Below are 14597 nucleotides of genomic sequence, written 5' to 3'. Positions count from 1 at the left end.
AAAAGCAATCCCAAATGCCTTCAGCAATGGGATAGAGAGCTGCGTAGCTCAGCCGAGGCGGGTTAATCCGCTCGAAGTGAAAGCGAAAGGGGAGGGACTTGAAGCCTCCCATGTCATGTAATAGATGACTATACTTTTACCAGCTATTCTAGTCGGAGTTGCTCGATCTTTGCCCCCTTGTCGCTCGGCCCAGCCTGCGTTGGTTGCACAGGCACAAGCTCCACTCCCAAAGCCAGCCGCACCACTTATATAATTATTTTTTATCACTTCCCAAAGGGAATCTTTTTATTAATTGCCACAACTACAGGATTTCTTCCCAATTATTCATCCTTCCGGCCGAAGCCAAAAGACCTTTACTAGCAGTAATTAATTTTATGTTTGCTATATATAAATATTCGCTCTTTCCTATTGAGAGCGGCGAAAACTCTTGTTCTGCAAGACTCTTGGTCTGGGGAACCCAAAAATTACACATCAAATCTGAGGAAACTGCCTCGTTGTAACAGTTTACTAAATTTTGACAATAAAAAGAAGATTTAATGGTAAGCTTTCTTGCTGAGAAAGCTTATTTTGGCTGCTGTTTTATGGCAAAAAAAATGGAACGATTTCCGGATTTAAGAAGTCTAATAAAGCAAATGAAGTCTAAGAACTTCAACATGACAAAATAGAAAATATGAATAAAATTTTTACTTGCTGGCGATCGACCAAAATTCCACTCCTAAGTTTGTCCTTAGCTGTGCTGGCCTGTCTTCCAGCCTTTCGCCCTACGATCGCCAGTCCGCTGTCTCCATCCCCCAAACAGCAGTCAAACCCTACTAAAATTATCTCGGTCGATCGACCGCCAGCACCACCAACCGGCTCAAAGTCTCCAAAATTTCCGGTAATAGCGGCAGCCAATCCATCCCCAACCAAGACAATCAACGCTCAGGGAACAGCGACAGGCCGATCGCTCGAAATTCAAGAAATTCGCGGTACAGTCACCTTTAAAGGGCGGCCCGCCGTCGTCGGCGATCGGCTCCTCGCCCCCGGAGACGAAATCATCACCGACCCCGATTCCACAGCCCGCTTAGCGATCGACAACAACACCGGCATCGTTGAAGTTGCCGAAAAAACCGCAGTTAGAATATCCGATTTGTCAAGCACTTCAGGCGAAAACGACACAGCTATTTTTGTCAGCAGGGGACGAGTGAGATTGTCGATCGGCAAAACTGCTGCGCCCACAGCCGCAGCTCAAACCTCAGCAATTATCCTACCCAAGCAAATTGCCGCCTTAAATACATTCAGCCCAATTGCCGAAACCAATCAAATAGCCCAACAAAAAAAATCTCCCAGAACCGCCCCAGTCAGGGTTGAAACCCCCGAAGGCGTTGCCGGAGTCAGGGGTACATCCTTTGGCGTCAGCGTCGGCCCAGACGGCAAAACCGGAGTCGAAACCATTGAAGGTTCAGTCGGAGTATCTGGCAAAAACGACTCCGAAGTAGTTGTCAACGGCGGTAACGCCACGGAAATTTTCCCTCAAACTCCCCCCGCACCGCCATCAGCCAGCCCTCGCTTAGCCGATCTCAAAGTCCGCAGTTTGTCGAGACTCGGTGGGAATATCTATCGCCTCAGCGGTCAAATTAACCCGATCGACATAATTTATGTCAACAACCAAGCCATTAAGATCGATCGAGAAGGTAAATTCAAAATCCAAGGAATTTTACCGGCCAGCCGCCGCCTCAAAATTGTAGTGAGAGGATCGTCCGTCAGAGAAAAGCATTACAACCTCGCAGTTCCCTAAACAACTGATCTAGATCGGACGGCGGTTTCAAGCGCCCGGTATTATCATCTGGAATATCGGTCTGGTTTTCAACCCGCGGAGGCTGGTGAGAGTTTGTATCGACGCGGTTTCAAGCGCCCGGTATTATCATCTGGAATATCTGTCTGGTCTTCAACCCGCTTGGAGGGGGCTTTGTTTGTATAGACGCGGTTTCAACCGCCCGGTATTATCCGAACATCAGCATCGAATGTCAATTATTGCGTCAAATTAATTGAATGAAGTTCAAACAATTGATCGAGCATCTGAAACACAATCAACTGATTGGCATCCGGCAATATCTCATCACAAATCCTCCCTGGCTGACAGGCGCCGTAGCAGGAATAATGTCTGTCGCCATGCTGCAATTGGGAATGTGGAAACCCCTTGAATATTTGGGATACAAAACCCTATTTCAAATTCGAGAATCGGGAGTTTTGCCAAATCCGGGTTGGGATGAGAGAATTGCGGTAATTGCGATCGAACCCCAAAGCTTGCAGGAATACGGTCAATTTCCGTGGTCGCGCAATCGCTACGCCGCCCTGCTGTCAGCTTTAAAAAAATTTCCCCCCACAGCAGTTGGTTTCGACATTCTTTTCCTCGATCCGAGTCCGAAAGATGAAATGTTAGCCGCTGCGATCGCCACAAATGGCAAAGTTGTACTCCCAAGAACCACCCAAGAACAGCCAGTAGCATCTTTAAAAGCAGCCGCCGCAGGTGTCGGACATATAATGCACGAACCGAACAGCGACGGCGTTAGCCGCGATTCAAAAATATTTCTCGACTCCATTCCTAACTTCGGTTTAGTAATGACTCAGAGGTACAACGCTGCTAACCCGCAAAATCCTGTATTGCTGCCGCAGCCACAAAATATGCAGGAACAAACAGTCTGGGTTAACTGGCCCGGGAAAACAGAAAATCTACGTACCTATGCTTTTGTGGATGTTGTAGAAGGTAGAATTCCTGAAAATGCTTTAGCTGATAAATTAGTCTTAGTCGGTCTAGTCGCTACGGGTTTTGACCAGATATCTACACCTCTGAACAAGACTACTGCTGGGGTTTATTTATATGCAGCTTTAGTTGACAATTTGCTCAATCAGCGATTGCTAAAGCGACTGCCCGCAGCGCTAGAAATTTTGTTATTGTTGGGGATTGGCCCCCTTACTACTTCGGTGCTGTGCAACCGAGGTGTTAAAGCAAGAATTGCGATCGCCCTTGGTTTACCTGTAATTTGGGTTACGGCTGCTGCTGTATTATTTGGCTACTATTTTTGGTGGCTTCCCGTTGCCGCACCCATCGGCACCCTCATTTTATCTGGTACTGCTTTACAAGTGCGGGAACAGTACGAAAAACAGCAGTTAATGAGGTTATTTGAAAAACACGTCGCCCCCGAAACTGCTCAGCTTATTTGGGAACGCAAAGCAGAGATATTTGAACAGGGAGAACTCGAACCTCAAGAACTTACAGCAACTGTGCTGTTTATGGATATTCGCAGTTTTACTTCAATTTCCGAAAAAATGCGGCCGCGGGATTTGCTCACCTGGCTGAACCATTATTTGGAAGCGATGACCGACTGTATTATGGATCACGGCGGCGTTGTCGATAAATACATTGGTGATGCAATTATGGCAGTTTTTGGTGTACCTTTTTGCCACACAGAATATCCCGAAATTCAACAAGATGCTTTAAATGCCGTAGCAGCTTGCATCGCCATGCACGAAAAGCTGCACAAAATCAACGAGCAGCTTAGAATTGACCGCAAACCTTTAATTAAGTTTGGCATTGGTTTGCATACCGGACAGTTAGTTGCCGGCAGCGTCGGCGGTTCCCGGCGTTTGAATTATTCTGTAATCGGCGATGCTGTCAACGTTGCGGCTAGATTGGAGGCGATGAATAAGGAAATTATTTCTGACAGTCCTTTTAATTTGTTGGTGACGGGGAGAACTTTTGCTTACGTGCGCGATCGCTACGAAGGGCAAAAAGTAGGAGCGATTCAATTGCGCGGCAAAAAAGAAGAAACTGTGGTTTATGCTATTTTGGGTGAAAAGCAGTAGTCAGTTGACAGTTGACAGTTGACAGTTGTTATTGGTTATTGGTTATTGGTTATTGGTTATTGGTTATTGGTTATTGGTTATTGGTAGTTGGTTATTGGTAGTTGGTTATTGGTAGTTGGTTATTGGTAGCCACTAACAAATAACATCGGACAAATAACAAATAACAAATAACAATGTCCTGCGCGGGCCTTCTTCCCAATTCCCAATTCCCAATTCCCAATTACCAATTACCAATTACCAATTACCCAATCTAATCAAATATACTCAGCCGCAAAGATTTAGCTATTTGTTCCAACAGAAACAAACCGCCGACAGAATTTCCCTCTTTATTCAAAGGCGGACTGTAAGATGCGATCGCCCCTTCGCCCGGAATCACCGACAACAAAGCCCCGCTAACTCCCGACTTAGCGGGAATTCCCACCCGCAGCGCAAAGCGGGCCGATGCTTCATACAAACCGCAAGTAGCCATCAGCGCTTTCACAGTGCGACAGTTTTCCGCGATCGCTTCACCACCATTTACCAACACCATTCCCAGCTTCGCCAAATCCTCTACACTTCCAGACAAACAGCAAACGCGATTGTAGGTTTCTAACGCAATTTCCGAGTTTTGTAGATAACCAGATTCTACCATTGCTAAGGCAAGATCCCAATTTTTTTGATTCGGCATAGCATTCACTGAATCGAGCATTAACTCGTCAACAAATAGCTGACTTTTTGCCTGTTGGTTCAGCCAAGTTCGCAGGTTTTGACAGCGCACCACCGCATTTTCACCGGGAATCAAAGACGCTAGAGCGATCGCCCCGCTATTAATCATCGGATTTCTCGGCTTCCCTTTATCCCTTTCGAGTTGAGTCAGAGAATTGAAAGGAAGTTCCGAAGGCTCGCAGCCCACGCAGTCAAAAACTGCTTTTTCACCCAATTCGCACAGCAAGTAAAGCAAGACGAAAGGTTTGACTGCGCTCATCAGCGGGAATGTGGTAGCAGCGCTACCCCAGCTCAAAATTTGACCGTCAATTGCCCGAATTTGCACGGCAAACCATTGTCTGTCGGCTTGGGCAAGGAGAGGTACGTATGCGGGGATTTTACCGGATTTACTGCGATTAATTGCCTCTATTGCCCAAGCTGCCAGTTGTTCTGGTTCCAGGGAAGATAGTTTGCTGGTGGGTGTTTTCACTTTCGGTTATTTAAATATTTACGATCGCCCTTGTGAACCAGAAACCCTGTTTTTAAAGCACATTGCGACACTTGAGCTCCGGGAAAAACCCGGTTTGTGAGGTGAGAGCAAGTGCGATCGCTCTATCGCAATAAAATTGGTTCGTAGTGCGGACTTCAGTCCGCAGGCGCTAACTTTGATTGTTATGGTAATTGACCGGACATAATATGAGAGCAAGTGCGATCGGCTTTCAGGCTGCGATCGTTACCGCCTGCGGGCAGCTAATCAATATTATTGACAAAATTTTCCTAAAAATCTGTACTTTGCATAAAAACCTCCCTTTCACCCAGATAGATAGGTAGCAGCATTAAGGCAGCGCTGCTACCCAAAATCAACAAGGACTAGCTTGAAATGCCTTCAACTTCTTATTTTTAATCCCCAATCAGGGGCGGGGTGCATATTTAATTTAATTTTTTCAGAGTTCGCGCAATCCTTTCCGGAAAACCCCCGAACCTCTGAGAATCTACTATCCAATCGGATCTACTCAAACCCAGGATAAAAAAAATGGCAGATGAACCGAAAACAGATGCAGCAGAAGCACCAAAACCCGCTCCGATGATTTTTAAGGGTGTCTGCAAGGACGGAGTTCTCAAAGGCAAAGAAATTGAAGGCAAATTAGATATCAAAGTAAACGTTGAATCAGTCACAACGCCAGCACCAACTCCAACAAAATCTAAGTGGGAGGAGCCTATATTTTGGGTGGTGTTTTTATTAACTGCCAACTTTGCCGTCGGCGATCCCGCCGGAATGAGAAAATACAGCCCCCCACAAAGGTCTCATTCTCAGGAAATGTTAAACCAATCTGGGGAGCAGTCGGTGTTGCCTCAAAAAAACACCACCAACTTGCCGCTTTAGGCTCTGGGAGCCTGCCAGCCGCGCAAATAGTAATAAACAGACCCGAAATATTCATCGAATACTCGTGTCGTAGTTACCAAAGCTTCTGCACTGGGCAGGAAATCTGCCGCGTCTAAGCGCAGTTTGGAATGCCCTCCTGACACTGGCTGGTAAGTGTAGAAGTCCGTAGCTCTAGGAATCACCTGGATTCCCATATTCGCAAAAGCGAGGCTGGCACGTCGCATCTGAATTGCAGATGTTACCAGGATTACTTTGCGCCCGACGCCGCGGCTGTCGAGGATTTTTCTCACTTCCTCGGCGCTGGTGCGTATGTTCCTGCCATTATCGTCGAGAACGATATTGTTGCGCGGCACGCCCATGTTGCTTGCCAGCAAAGTTTGGATATCTTTAGCTTCGCCAGTATCATTCTGTAAATTTGCTCTGGGCCCAGCACTAACAATCACCAAAGGTGCTAGTTCTTTTTTGTACAAAACAGCAGCATAGGGCAAGCGATTGCCTGTGTCTGTCAGTTGAATTGCTTCTCGGTTAGCGTTGTGACTGTTAGTCGTTCCCTTGCCCAGGAGGACGATCGCCGCTGCTGTTTCATCGCAGCAAACTGTGCGGGCTGCGGCATCTCGTTCTGCTTGATCTGCGAACCAATAAGCCACCACTGGCATACTCGACAGAATCAAAACCAGCAGCGCAGCCAGGATCATTCTCGGCGCCGGGTTGCGGATGCCCCCGTTCGTGATCAGCGCCGATGCAATCACCAACAGTGAGATCGCAAAACCTAGCGGCTTAAAGAAGAAAGCTATTAAGCCAAAAATCGCTGCTCCGACTGGCGTGTCTGGGGCAAAAAAAGCGAGGAACAAAAGGCTGATCAGCAGCAAAACGCGCAGCCGATCTATTAAAGGATTGTCTTTGCCTCCTGATTGATCCCACCACGATTTGATCAGTGAGAAGAGGAGGAATAGAAATAGAATGCGAGCGAATAGTTCAGGCATCTTGCAATATTCTGTGTCTTCATAAATTAGTACGGAAGTGTGGAACGAGCGCTAATTTAGCTGCGGGAGCAAATACGGGCATCGGTTGAGTTGGGTTGTTAACTTTGGCCGATCGCGCAGTTCGATCGCATTTCTGAGAAATGCTCTATTCCGGTCAGCTATCAACTATTGGTTGCACGCAAGGAGATCCCGCTACTTCCAGTCAGTCGATTTTAAATTTTAAATTTTAGATTTTAGATTGACTCCACAGATGAATCTAGGAGCTTGCACTTTGGTCTAAAATTTTAGGCTCTCCACACTCATAGCGTTGGGGGGTTGTACCCGTTTTGGGGCGGGTCACAGATTGCTGACAGATAATTGGTAATCGATAGTTGGTTAATGGTCGATCGGTAATTGATAATGGATGGAGCCGGCGGCAGGTGAAATTGACTTGGCAATTCAAGCCTGATTTGTGCTGCTGCTATTTTTCCCATTACCTGTTACCCGTTCACCAATCCCAATTTATCGGCGTTTCAGTTGATTCCGAATTGCCTGCGTTACCGTTTGAATTACTTTAACACGAGCATAATACTTGTTATCGGCCGCAATTATAGTCCAGGGAGCTGACGGGGTGCTGGTGCGCTGAACCATTTGATTCACCGCCACTTCATAATAATTCCACTTTTGGCGATTCCGCCAATCTTCAGGAGTGAGTTTGTATTGTTTAAATGGATTTTTTTCTCGCTCTGTAAACCGCTTTAGTTGCTCGTCTGGACTGATGTGCAGCCAGAATTTAACTACGACACAACCGAAACTGGTGAGTTGCTCCTCAAATTCGTTAATTTCCTGGTAAGCTCGGCGCCATTCGGGTTCGGTGGCAAATCCTTCCACTCGTTCGACCAGCACTCTACCATACCAACTGCGATCGCAAATGCTGATTTTACCAGCAGTCGGCAACCGCCGCCAGAACCGCCAGAGGTAGTGGTGAGATTTTTCTTCATCCGTGGGGGCAGCAAACGGATTAACGGTGTAACTGCGGGGGTCTAGGATGTCCGTCAAGCGTTTGATCGCGCCTCCTTTACCGGCGGCGTCCCAACCTTCAAACAGCACTAAGACAGGGATTTCATCTTCGTCGATGCTTTGTTGCAGTTTGCCAAAACTGGTTTGTGCTGCGCGAAGTTCCTGTTTGTATTCGTCTGGCGACAGCGATTGAGTCAAATCTACTTGGGCGAGCAAGTTGGGTTCGGTGGGTGACAAGCTTTCTTGAGGTGGCAATTTCAGTGGTGCAGATTGCGTCGGGAGTCTGTCTAGGGCTTCTGTAATTGTCGCTGCCATTTGCGTTAAAACTTTGACTCTCGCCCAGCGCTGACAGTCCCCTTCTACTAGCGTCCAAGGTGCCGGGCCCGTGCCGGTTTGAGTTACCATTTCTTCGGCCAAAGTTGTGTATTCTTGGTATTTTTTGGCTTGTTTCCAATCTTCGGGCCGCACTCGCCAAGCTTGTAAGCTGTCGTCTTCTAGTTTTTTGAGCCTGTGCTTGAGTTCTTTTTTGCTCAGGTGAATCCAAAATTTGGCAATTGCCGCGCCGTCATCTACCATCTGCCGCTCGAAGGCGTTGATTTGCCTGATGACTGTCGGTACTTCGGCGTCAGAAACTCTCTGGAACAATCGGTCTTCTAAAACATGAGTGTACCAACTGTGGTAGAAAAAACCAATCCGCCCTCGCGCCGGCAGTTTCTCCCAAAACCGCCACAGGAAAGGATAGCCCATTTCTGCCTCTGACGGCGGCCAAATCGGGTGGACGGCAAACCCCCGCGGATCCATGTACCCCACCATTTTTTTGACCAGGGCGCCTTTGCCGGCGGCCGCCCAGCCTTCGAGTACGATGATTGCAGGCAGTTTTTTTTCCCAGCAGGTCTGTTGGAGCGATCGCAACTGCTGCATTAAAACTTCGATTTTGGCATCATAGGTTTCTTTGTCCAAGGAAATATCTAAATCGAGGTTGTCGAGCATATTGACCTCATGCAAATCTGAGACAGCAGTTTAACGTTAGTTTAACGTTAGGATAAAATTAAATCTTCAAGTGCCGCAAAAAGTTATAAAAAATACACTTATGCTCGGTTAAAAGTGCAATGCTTATATCGCCCAATCCGGGAGACAGTTAATAGAAACAAAACTCCCCTTGCCTCAAACTTGCCAAAAAAAACCTGAGCGGTTATAGTTGAATAAGGCAACTTTTTAATAAGTTCAAATTCTCCCCTCCCCCGATCGGGCGAGCAAACAGGAGGAGCAACAAATCCCTGCAACAGGATTTATTGTAAAACAGAGTACAAGTAAAAATCAACTACCCGGTGGGGGTGAAAACTTCTTTACTTAGCTGTATCAAATTTATTTAAATAATAGTTGATCGAGCATCAGCCTCGATAACTTCCAGCGCGCTGCTTGCGAACGTTGGGCGTTTCTCGGATCGGCAACTCAAATACAAAACTAGCCCAAAAGGGCAAACCAATTTTTATGATTGCGCCATGAGATAAAACCTGAAAGCCTGGGTGATATAAACAGGTTTCTGAGTTTTATCAACACCATTCTCAACAACTAAAAGCTGTGGAACAGGCATATTACCTGTTACCGACATTTGTGCAAAATGTCCATTTGTGGAACAGGCATCTTGGCTGTTACCGACATTTGTGCAAAATGTCCAAATTACTGTACTCATTTGCCAATACCCACTAACAGGAACAGTCCGAATTTACGGATTGCAAAGTTTTCTATGAATATCTTGACAACACGCTCCTACAAAGGTGAAAGTGACTGGTGCGCGATCGCCAATTTAATCGATGCTTGCGAAGCAGTCGATGGAGTCGGCGAAGAAGTATCCGCCAGCGAAGTAAAGCTTGTACTCGACGCCCCCACACTCGACAAAGCCCGCGACGTACAGTTGTGGGAAGACGGAAACTACAGACTAATTGGTTTAGCACTCCTAGATATGCCCGATTCCCAGGATGAAATAGACGGCTGTCTCTGGTTTTACGTGCATCCAAAGGCGCGCGGCCAAGATTTGGAAAAAGATATCATTAAATGGGGCGAAAAGCGCCTGGGCGAAGTCTCGAAACAACGGAATTTGCCCGCGAAATTGCGTACCTACAGTCGGGAAGATGAAAGCGACGAGATGCGGCTGTTAGAGAAAGAGGGCTTTGAAGTCGATCGCTATTTTCTCACAATGACGCGATCGCTCGCCGAACCAATTCCCGCACCCGAATTTCCCGCAGATTTTGCCCTGACGCACGTATCCGGGGAAAAAGACATCCAACCCTGGGTAGAAATGTTCAACCAGTCATTTATCGATCACTGGAACCACCACGATTTAACAGCCGAAACCGTGCGATACTGGATGCAAGACGAGAATTATCAGCCGGAATTAGACTTAATTGCTGTTTCGGGCGATCGTAAATTTGCAGCATTTTGCGACTGTCAAATCAAACCCCAAAAAAACCCCCGCAGCGACGCAAAAGACGGTTGGATTGAACTATTGGGTACGCGGCGGGACTTTCGCAAAATGGGCTTAGGAAAAGCGATGCTGCTAGCTGGTTTGCACACCTTAAAAGCGGCGGGTGCAAATACAGCTAAACTCAGCGTCGATGCCGACAGTTTGACAGGTGCAACAAAGCTTTACCAATCAGTCGGTTTCCGCCCGATGGAAACTTGGCTGTCGTGGGCTAAACCAGTTTAAAACAAGGTTGGTAGTGAACGCTAGATACCCGAGTTCTTAAAGTAAACCCACCCCACCCAACATGAATTGAAAAGTGTTTTTAATGCTGTAGGGGCGGGTTAACCAACCATAATCGCCACCCAACAAACAATCTCAAAAACCCGCCCCACCCAACAAACAATATCAATGTACATTCAGATTTATGGTGGGATGGGGCGGGTTTTTATATATTGTTGGTCATCGTTATATATGGTTGGTGAACCCGCCGCTACAGCTTAATTTTTACCGTTACCATTCCCATTCCCACCAGTCGTAAGCAAAACCCGCTTAGCCAAAGGTTCCGGTACTTCTTGTAATCGATCGAACTCCCAGTTAAAAAATCCGACTCCCATCGTCTGCGATCGCAATTCTACGATCAAATTCTGCATTTCGGCGATCGGCAAATAAGCCGAAACAGCATCCCATCCCTTCCAGTCTGCTTTACCCTCATAGCCGAGAATTTGACCGCGATGTCCGCTGACCAACTGCAACACCTTTGATGTACACTCGTTGGGAGCGCAAATTTCAACTTTGGCGATCGGCTCCAGCAAAGTTGATTCGCACTTCTCCATCCCCGACTGCATCGCCAACCGCGCCGCCTGCTTAAAAGCTTGTTCCGAACTATCAACAGAATGATAGGAACCGTTAGTCAGAGTCACTGATACATCTACCACGGGAAAACCCAACGGGCCGCGATCCAAATATTCGCGCACTCCCACTTCAACGCCGGGAATATACTGTTTTGGAACGACTCCGCCGACTATTTTGTCAGTGAAATTGAAACCTTCTCCGCGAGGCTGCGGTGCGATATCGAGGTACACGTCGCCAAACTGTCCGTGTCCGCCGCTTTGGTGTTTGTAGCGCCCGTGAATGGATGATGCGGGTTTGCGAATGGTTTCTTTGTACGGTACTTGCGGTAAGTGAGTTACCATCGGCAAATTGTACTTGCGGCGCAACCTATCTAAGGCTACTTTCAGATGGATTTCGCCTTGACCCCAAAGTATAACTTCGTGAGTATCTCCGTGCTGTTCCCAAACTAAAGATGGGTCTTCTTCTAATAGTTTAGCTAAGGCAGAACTCAACTTAACTTCATCATTGCGCTTTTCGGGGACGATCGCCAGTGCGTACACAGGCGAGATGATTTCTGCTTTTGGCAATAATTCGTCCAAACCTAACACATCGCCTGTTCTCAAGCCTTCCAGCCTGCCCACAGCGACAATTTCCCCGGCACTGACCGACTGCAAACTTTGCGTTTGCTGGCCGGTCAATCGGTACAAACCGTTAACTCGAACCCCGTTCAAAACTGCTCCGTCTGCGAGGGTTCCCCGCCAGATTCTGACTAACGATAGCTTACCTCCTTGAGGCGTGTAATAGGTTTTGAGGATTTGACCGAGAACCTTGTTTTCACTTTGTATAAAACCGCGCCGTTCTGCTGTAGTTTCCGGTGTCGGCGCTTCTCTGAGTAAAGCTTCCAGCAGAGGCCGCACGCCGAAATCTTGTTCGGCGATACCGATGAATACGGGCACTATTAAATCAGCGCCTAATTCCATCTTGAAATCGCGGGTAATCTCTTCAGCATCGGGATTGATTTCTTCCAGCAATTCTTCGAGTAAATGGTCGTCAAAATTGGCTAATTCTTCGAGCATTTCCTGTCGCGCGGCGCTTTCTTGTGCTTTGAGGTGTTCGGGAAGCGGGACGGGATCTGCGGGTGCGCCGGAGTGATAGTGGTAAGCTTGTTCGGTTACTAAGTCGATAAAACCGATGATTTGTTCGTTTTTGCCGATCGGGTATTGGTGAGGTACAATTGGTCTGCTAGAAACGGATTTGAGCGCGTTGAGTACGTCGGTGAAGTTGCTACCGCAGGTGGTTTCGTCTGTGCAAGCGCGATCGATCTTATTGATGAAAACTAGGTGGGGAATTTCCCAATCGTCGAGGAATTTGAACAGCGGGGCGAGGGTTAAAGTGCGATCGGCAACCGGTTCGCAAACAATCACGGCTGCATCGACACCGATAAGTGCATTGTAAGTTTCTTGGACAAATTCGATCGAGCCGGGACAGTCAAGAAATGTGAAGCGGACGTTTTCGTATTCGGTGCTCGCGGCGTTTACTTCTACGCTCATTTTGCGATCGCGCGCTTCGGGCGAACTGTCACCTACCGTATTACCATCCTTAGCATTACCCTTGCGAGTAATCGTCCCTGTCACCGACAGCAAACTTTCGAGAAGTGCGGTTTTACCGCTTAAATAAGGGCCAACAATTGCAACGTTTCGCGTGGCCCTAATGACATTTTCGTTCATATAGCCTCCTACACAAAGTGAAGGGGAAGGGGAAGGAGAAGATGATATTCAGGAAAAAAACTTGTGTTTGCCGGTTTCTCCGATCTCTTCCCTGGTGAATCTGAAAACTTTTATTTTGCGATCGTTCTTAGTTTAAACTTAAATTGCGACACAAATTCATTAATTACTGTGAAGTATTAAGTATTTTTGTAAATCAATTTGTGAAAATGCTAATCCCAGAAACCGGGTTTCTTCCTAGATTTTTCTTACTCAACCGAAAATATTCATAGAAACCCGGTTTCTCTGCTAATCCCAGAAACCGGGTTTCTTCCTAAATTTTTCGTACTCAACCAAAAATATTCATAGAAACCCGGTTTCTCGCCACGCAGCGAGAGAAATTAGTTGTAGGGTGTGTCGCGAAAATCCCTAAATGTGACAAACAATCTCCTAGCGACGCACCTTTCTTGGTTCACAATCCGTGCGCCAACAAACCCAACATTTTTTTGATTTGTTTTTTGAGCCTTAGGAATGAAAATTTAATAACTTACACTTTGATGATTGTTGTGGGATGGGCGTCCCGCCCGTCCTTTCTGCACGGGCTCTCCCGCTCATCCCACAAATTTGCTTAAGTTATTTAATTTTTATTCCTTATATATAAGGTGCGTCGCTCTTAAATTGTCGCTCTTTGTTGAGAGATTTTTGATGTATCCACACCCTACAAATACTCACGAGTAACCAGAAATCGGCTTTTTTAGGACAATACTTCGGTATCACCATCACAAACATATTCGGTTTCTGGGCACCCGTGCGTAAATTCGATCGGCATGACACACAGGCTTTCCACAATAGCGCCCATCTTTGCTAAAATTCTAACAAGTAAAGCATTCAGAAGCAATAATTATGACTGCTATCCAAGAGCAAGCTATTAAAACAGAACCCTTTGACTATTTAATCGCTGATTTCAATAAAATCCGAAGTCTCTACACGGTAGAAGAACCTCTTGAAGCTTTTAAGTTAATTATTGAGCAGGAAGTAATGCTAAGTGTAATTTTAGAAGCTCATTCTCAAGTTAGAGAACTATTTCCTAGCGAAAGATTAGCCTTGGAAGTGAAAACCGATCCAGAAATTGCCAATTGGCGATCGCTCTGGATTACGATCTACACTAAACTAGAAGTCGATGAAGCTTTTGAAAAATTGATGATTCTTGATGATACTTGGTGGCTGGATAAGATAACTACTGTTACCAATAGTAAATTGCATATTAGTTTGGGATTTGAGTCAAATGAGATTTGATTGGTCTGAATATTTGAATTTAGCCCAAGAATTGGCGGCAATCTCTGGCGATTCTGACAATAATGAGGCAAAATTGCGATCGGCAATAAGTCGATCATACTATGCAGTATTCTGCTTAGCTAGAAATTACTTGCGCGATGTTGAACAAGACTCTAGGCTTTCTCGCAAAAATTCTGATATTAACGAACATCAATATGTGGCTGAAGAATTTATTTTTCATAAATCTAAAGCTAAAAAAATGATAAAAATAGGGGAGAACTTAAGCAGATTAAGGCTGTTCAGGAATAAGGCAGATTATGCGGATACGGTATTTACATTATCAAGCGATGTTAAAATCGCTTTGAAAATAGCTCAAAATATTATGACATCTCTGAGTGAATTAAATCGTGAAAATTGAGCGATAATAG

Annotated in this window: 11 protein-coding genes; 6 read left to right on the top strand and 5 right to left on the bottom strand. The window is 46.2% G+C overall.

What is annotated here, in order from left to right; all coding sequences use genetic code 11:
• Positions 1-670 precede the first annotated feature (670 nt).
• Complete coding sequence (locus JGK11_RS27700) at positions 671-1777, top strand: FecR family protein (RefSeq protein WP_293186237.1); 1107 nt, start codon at positions 671-673, stop codon at positions 1775-1777.
• 254 nt (positions 1778-2031) lie between these two features.
• Positions 2032-3846: an adenylate/guanylate cyclase domain-containing protein gene (locus JGK11_RS27695; protein ID WP_293186238.1), complete on the top strand. Its 1815-nt coding sequence runs from the start codon at positions 2032-2034 to the stop codon at positions 3844-3846.
• Positions 3847-4096: 250 nt separating this feature from the next.
• Here the strand turns inward: JGK11_RS27695 and glsA are convergent, their stop codons facing one another.
• Positions 4097-5020, bottom strand: coding sequence for a glutaminase A (gene glsA, locus JGK11_RS27690; RefSeq protein ID WP_293186240.1), 924 nt, complete (start codon positions 5018-5020; stop codon positions 4097-4099).
• A gap of 543 nt (positions 5021-5563) precedes the next feature.
• Here glsA and JGK11_RS27685 point away from each other — a divergent pair.
• Entirely contained in the window at positions 5564-5914 is a 351-nt protein-coding gene (locus JGK11_RS27685) for a hypothetical protein (RefSeq protein WP_293213730.1), read from the top strand.
• On the opposite strand, the gene JGK11_RS27680 is transcribed toward JGK11_RS27685, so the two are convergent.
• The 3 genes from JGK11_RS27680 to JGK11_RS27670 form a co-directional block, all read right to left on the bottom strand.
• On the bottom strand, positions 5911-6897 hold the full coding sequence (locus JGK11_RS27680; RefSeq protein ID WP_293186244.1) for a YdcF family protein: 987 nt from the start codon (positions 6895-6897) through the stop codon (positions 5911-5913). The two genes, JGK11_RS27685 and JGK11_RS27680, sit on opposite strands and share 4 nt — an antisense overlap.
• Positions 6898-7398: 501 nt before the next feature.
• Complete coding sequence (gene pap, locus JGK11_RS27675) at positions 7399-8886, bottom strand: polyphosphate:AMP phosphotransferase (RefSeq protein ID WP_293193397.1); 1488 nt, start codon at positions 8884-8886, stop codon at positions 7399-7401.
• 499 nt (positions 8887-9385) lie between these two features.
• Entirely contained in the window at positions 9386-9589 is a 204-nt protein-coding gene (locus JGK11_RS27670) for a hypothetical protein (protein WP_293186248.1), read from the bottom strand.
• Between the two features lie 54 nt (positions 9590-9643).
• Between JGK11_RS27670 and JGK11_RS27665 the strand changes: the two genes are divergently transcribed.
• Positions 9644-10603 carry a GNAT family N-acetyltransferase gene (locus JGK11_RS27665; RefSeq protein ID WP_293193398.1) on the top strand — a complete coding sequence of 320 codons (960 nt, stop codon included), beginning with the start codon at positions 9644-9646 and terminating at the stop codon, positions 10601-10603.
• 254 nt (positions 10604-10857) lie between these two features.
• Here JGK11_RS27665 and JGK11_RS27660 read toward each other — a convergent pair whose 3' ends face one another.
• Complete coding sequence (locus JGK11_RS27660; RefSeq protein ID WP_293213728.1) at positions 10858-12918, bottom strand: elongation factor G; 2061 nt, start codon at positions 12916-12918, stop codon at positions 10858-10860.
• Between the two features lie 879 nt (positions 12919-13797).
• Here JGK11_RS27660 and JGK11_RS27655 point away from each other — a divergent pair.
• Together JGK11_RS27655 and JGK11_RS27650 are read left to right on the top strand one after the other, a co-directional pair.
• Positions 13798-14190 carry a peptidase gene (locus JGK11_RS27655; RefSeq protein ID WP_293213726.1) on the top strand — a complete coding sequence of 131 codons (393 nt, stop codon included), beginning with the start codon at positions 13798-13800 and terminating at the stop codon, positions 14188-14190.
• The gene (locus JGK11_RS27650) at positions 14180-14587 is read left to right on the top strand and encodes a HEPN domain-containing protein (RefSeq protein WP_293193402.1); all 408 of its coding nucleotides are present in this window, start codon (positions 14180-14182) and stop codon (positions 14585-14587) included. Before JGK11_RS27655 ends, JGK11_RS27650 begins: the two co-directional genes overlap by 11 nt.
• Positions 14588-14597: the final 10 nt, after the last annotated feature.

The organism is Microcoleus sp. PH2017_34_RAT_O_A (assembly GCF_020737885.1).
GTDB lineage: Bacteria > Cyanobacteriota > Cyanobacteriia > Cyanobacteriales > Microcoleaceae > Microcoleus.
The sequence above is the reverse complement of the archived record's forward strand: the minus strand, read 5'-3'. Positions and strand labels throughout refer to the sequence as shown.

Excerpts from the sequence above, each read along its gene's own strand:
- JGK11_RS27700 (WP_293186237.1), top strand. The coding sequence starts at position 671 with ATGAATAAAATTTTTACTTGCTGGCGATCGACCAAAATTCCACTCCTA.
- JGK11_RS27695 (WP_293186238.1), top strand. The coding sequence starts at position 2,032 with ATGAAGTTCAAACAATTGATCGAGCATCTGAAACACAATCAACTGATT.
- JGK11_RS27685 (WP_293213730.1), top strand. The coding sequence starts at position 5,564 with ATGGCAGATGAACCGAAAACAGATGCAGCAGAAGCACCAAAACCCGCT.
- JGK11_RS27680 (WP_293186244.1), bottom strand. The coding sequence starts at position 6,897 with ATGCCTGAACTATTCGCTCGCATTCTATTTCTATTCCTCCTCTTCTCA.
- pap (WP_293193397.1), bottom strand. The coding sequence starts at position 8,886 with ATGCTCGACAACCTCGATTTAGATATTTCCTTGGACAAAGAAACCTAT.
- JGK11_RS27670 (WP_293186248.1), bottom strand. The coding sequence starts at position 9,589 with ATGAGTACAGTAATTTGGACATTTTGCACAAATGTCGGTAACAGCCAA.
- JGK11_RS27665 (WP_293193398.1), top strand. The coding sequence starts at position 9,644 with ATGAATATCTTGACAACACGCTCCTACAAAGGTGAAAGTGACTGGTGC.
- JGK11_RS27660 (WP_293213728.1), bottom strand. The coding sequence starts at position 12,918 with ATGAACGAAAATGTCATTAGGGCCACGCGAAACGTTGCAATTGTTGGC.
- JGK11_RS27655 (WP_293213726.1), top strand. The coding sequence starts at position 13,798 with ATGACTGCTATCCAAGAGCAAGCTATTAAAACAGAACCCTTTGACTAT.
- JGK11_RS27650 (WP_293193402.1), top strand. The coding sequence starts at position 14,180 with ATGAGATTTGATTGGTCTGAATATTTGAATTTAGCCCAAGAATTGGCG.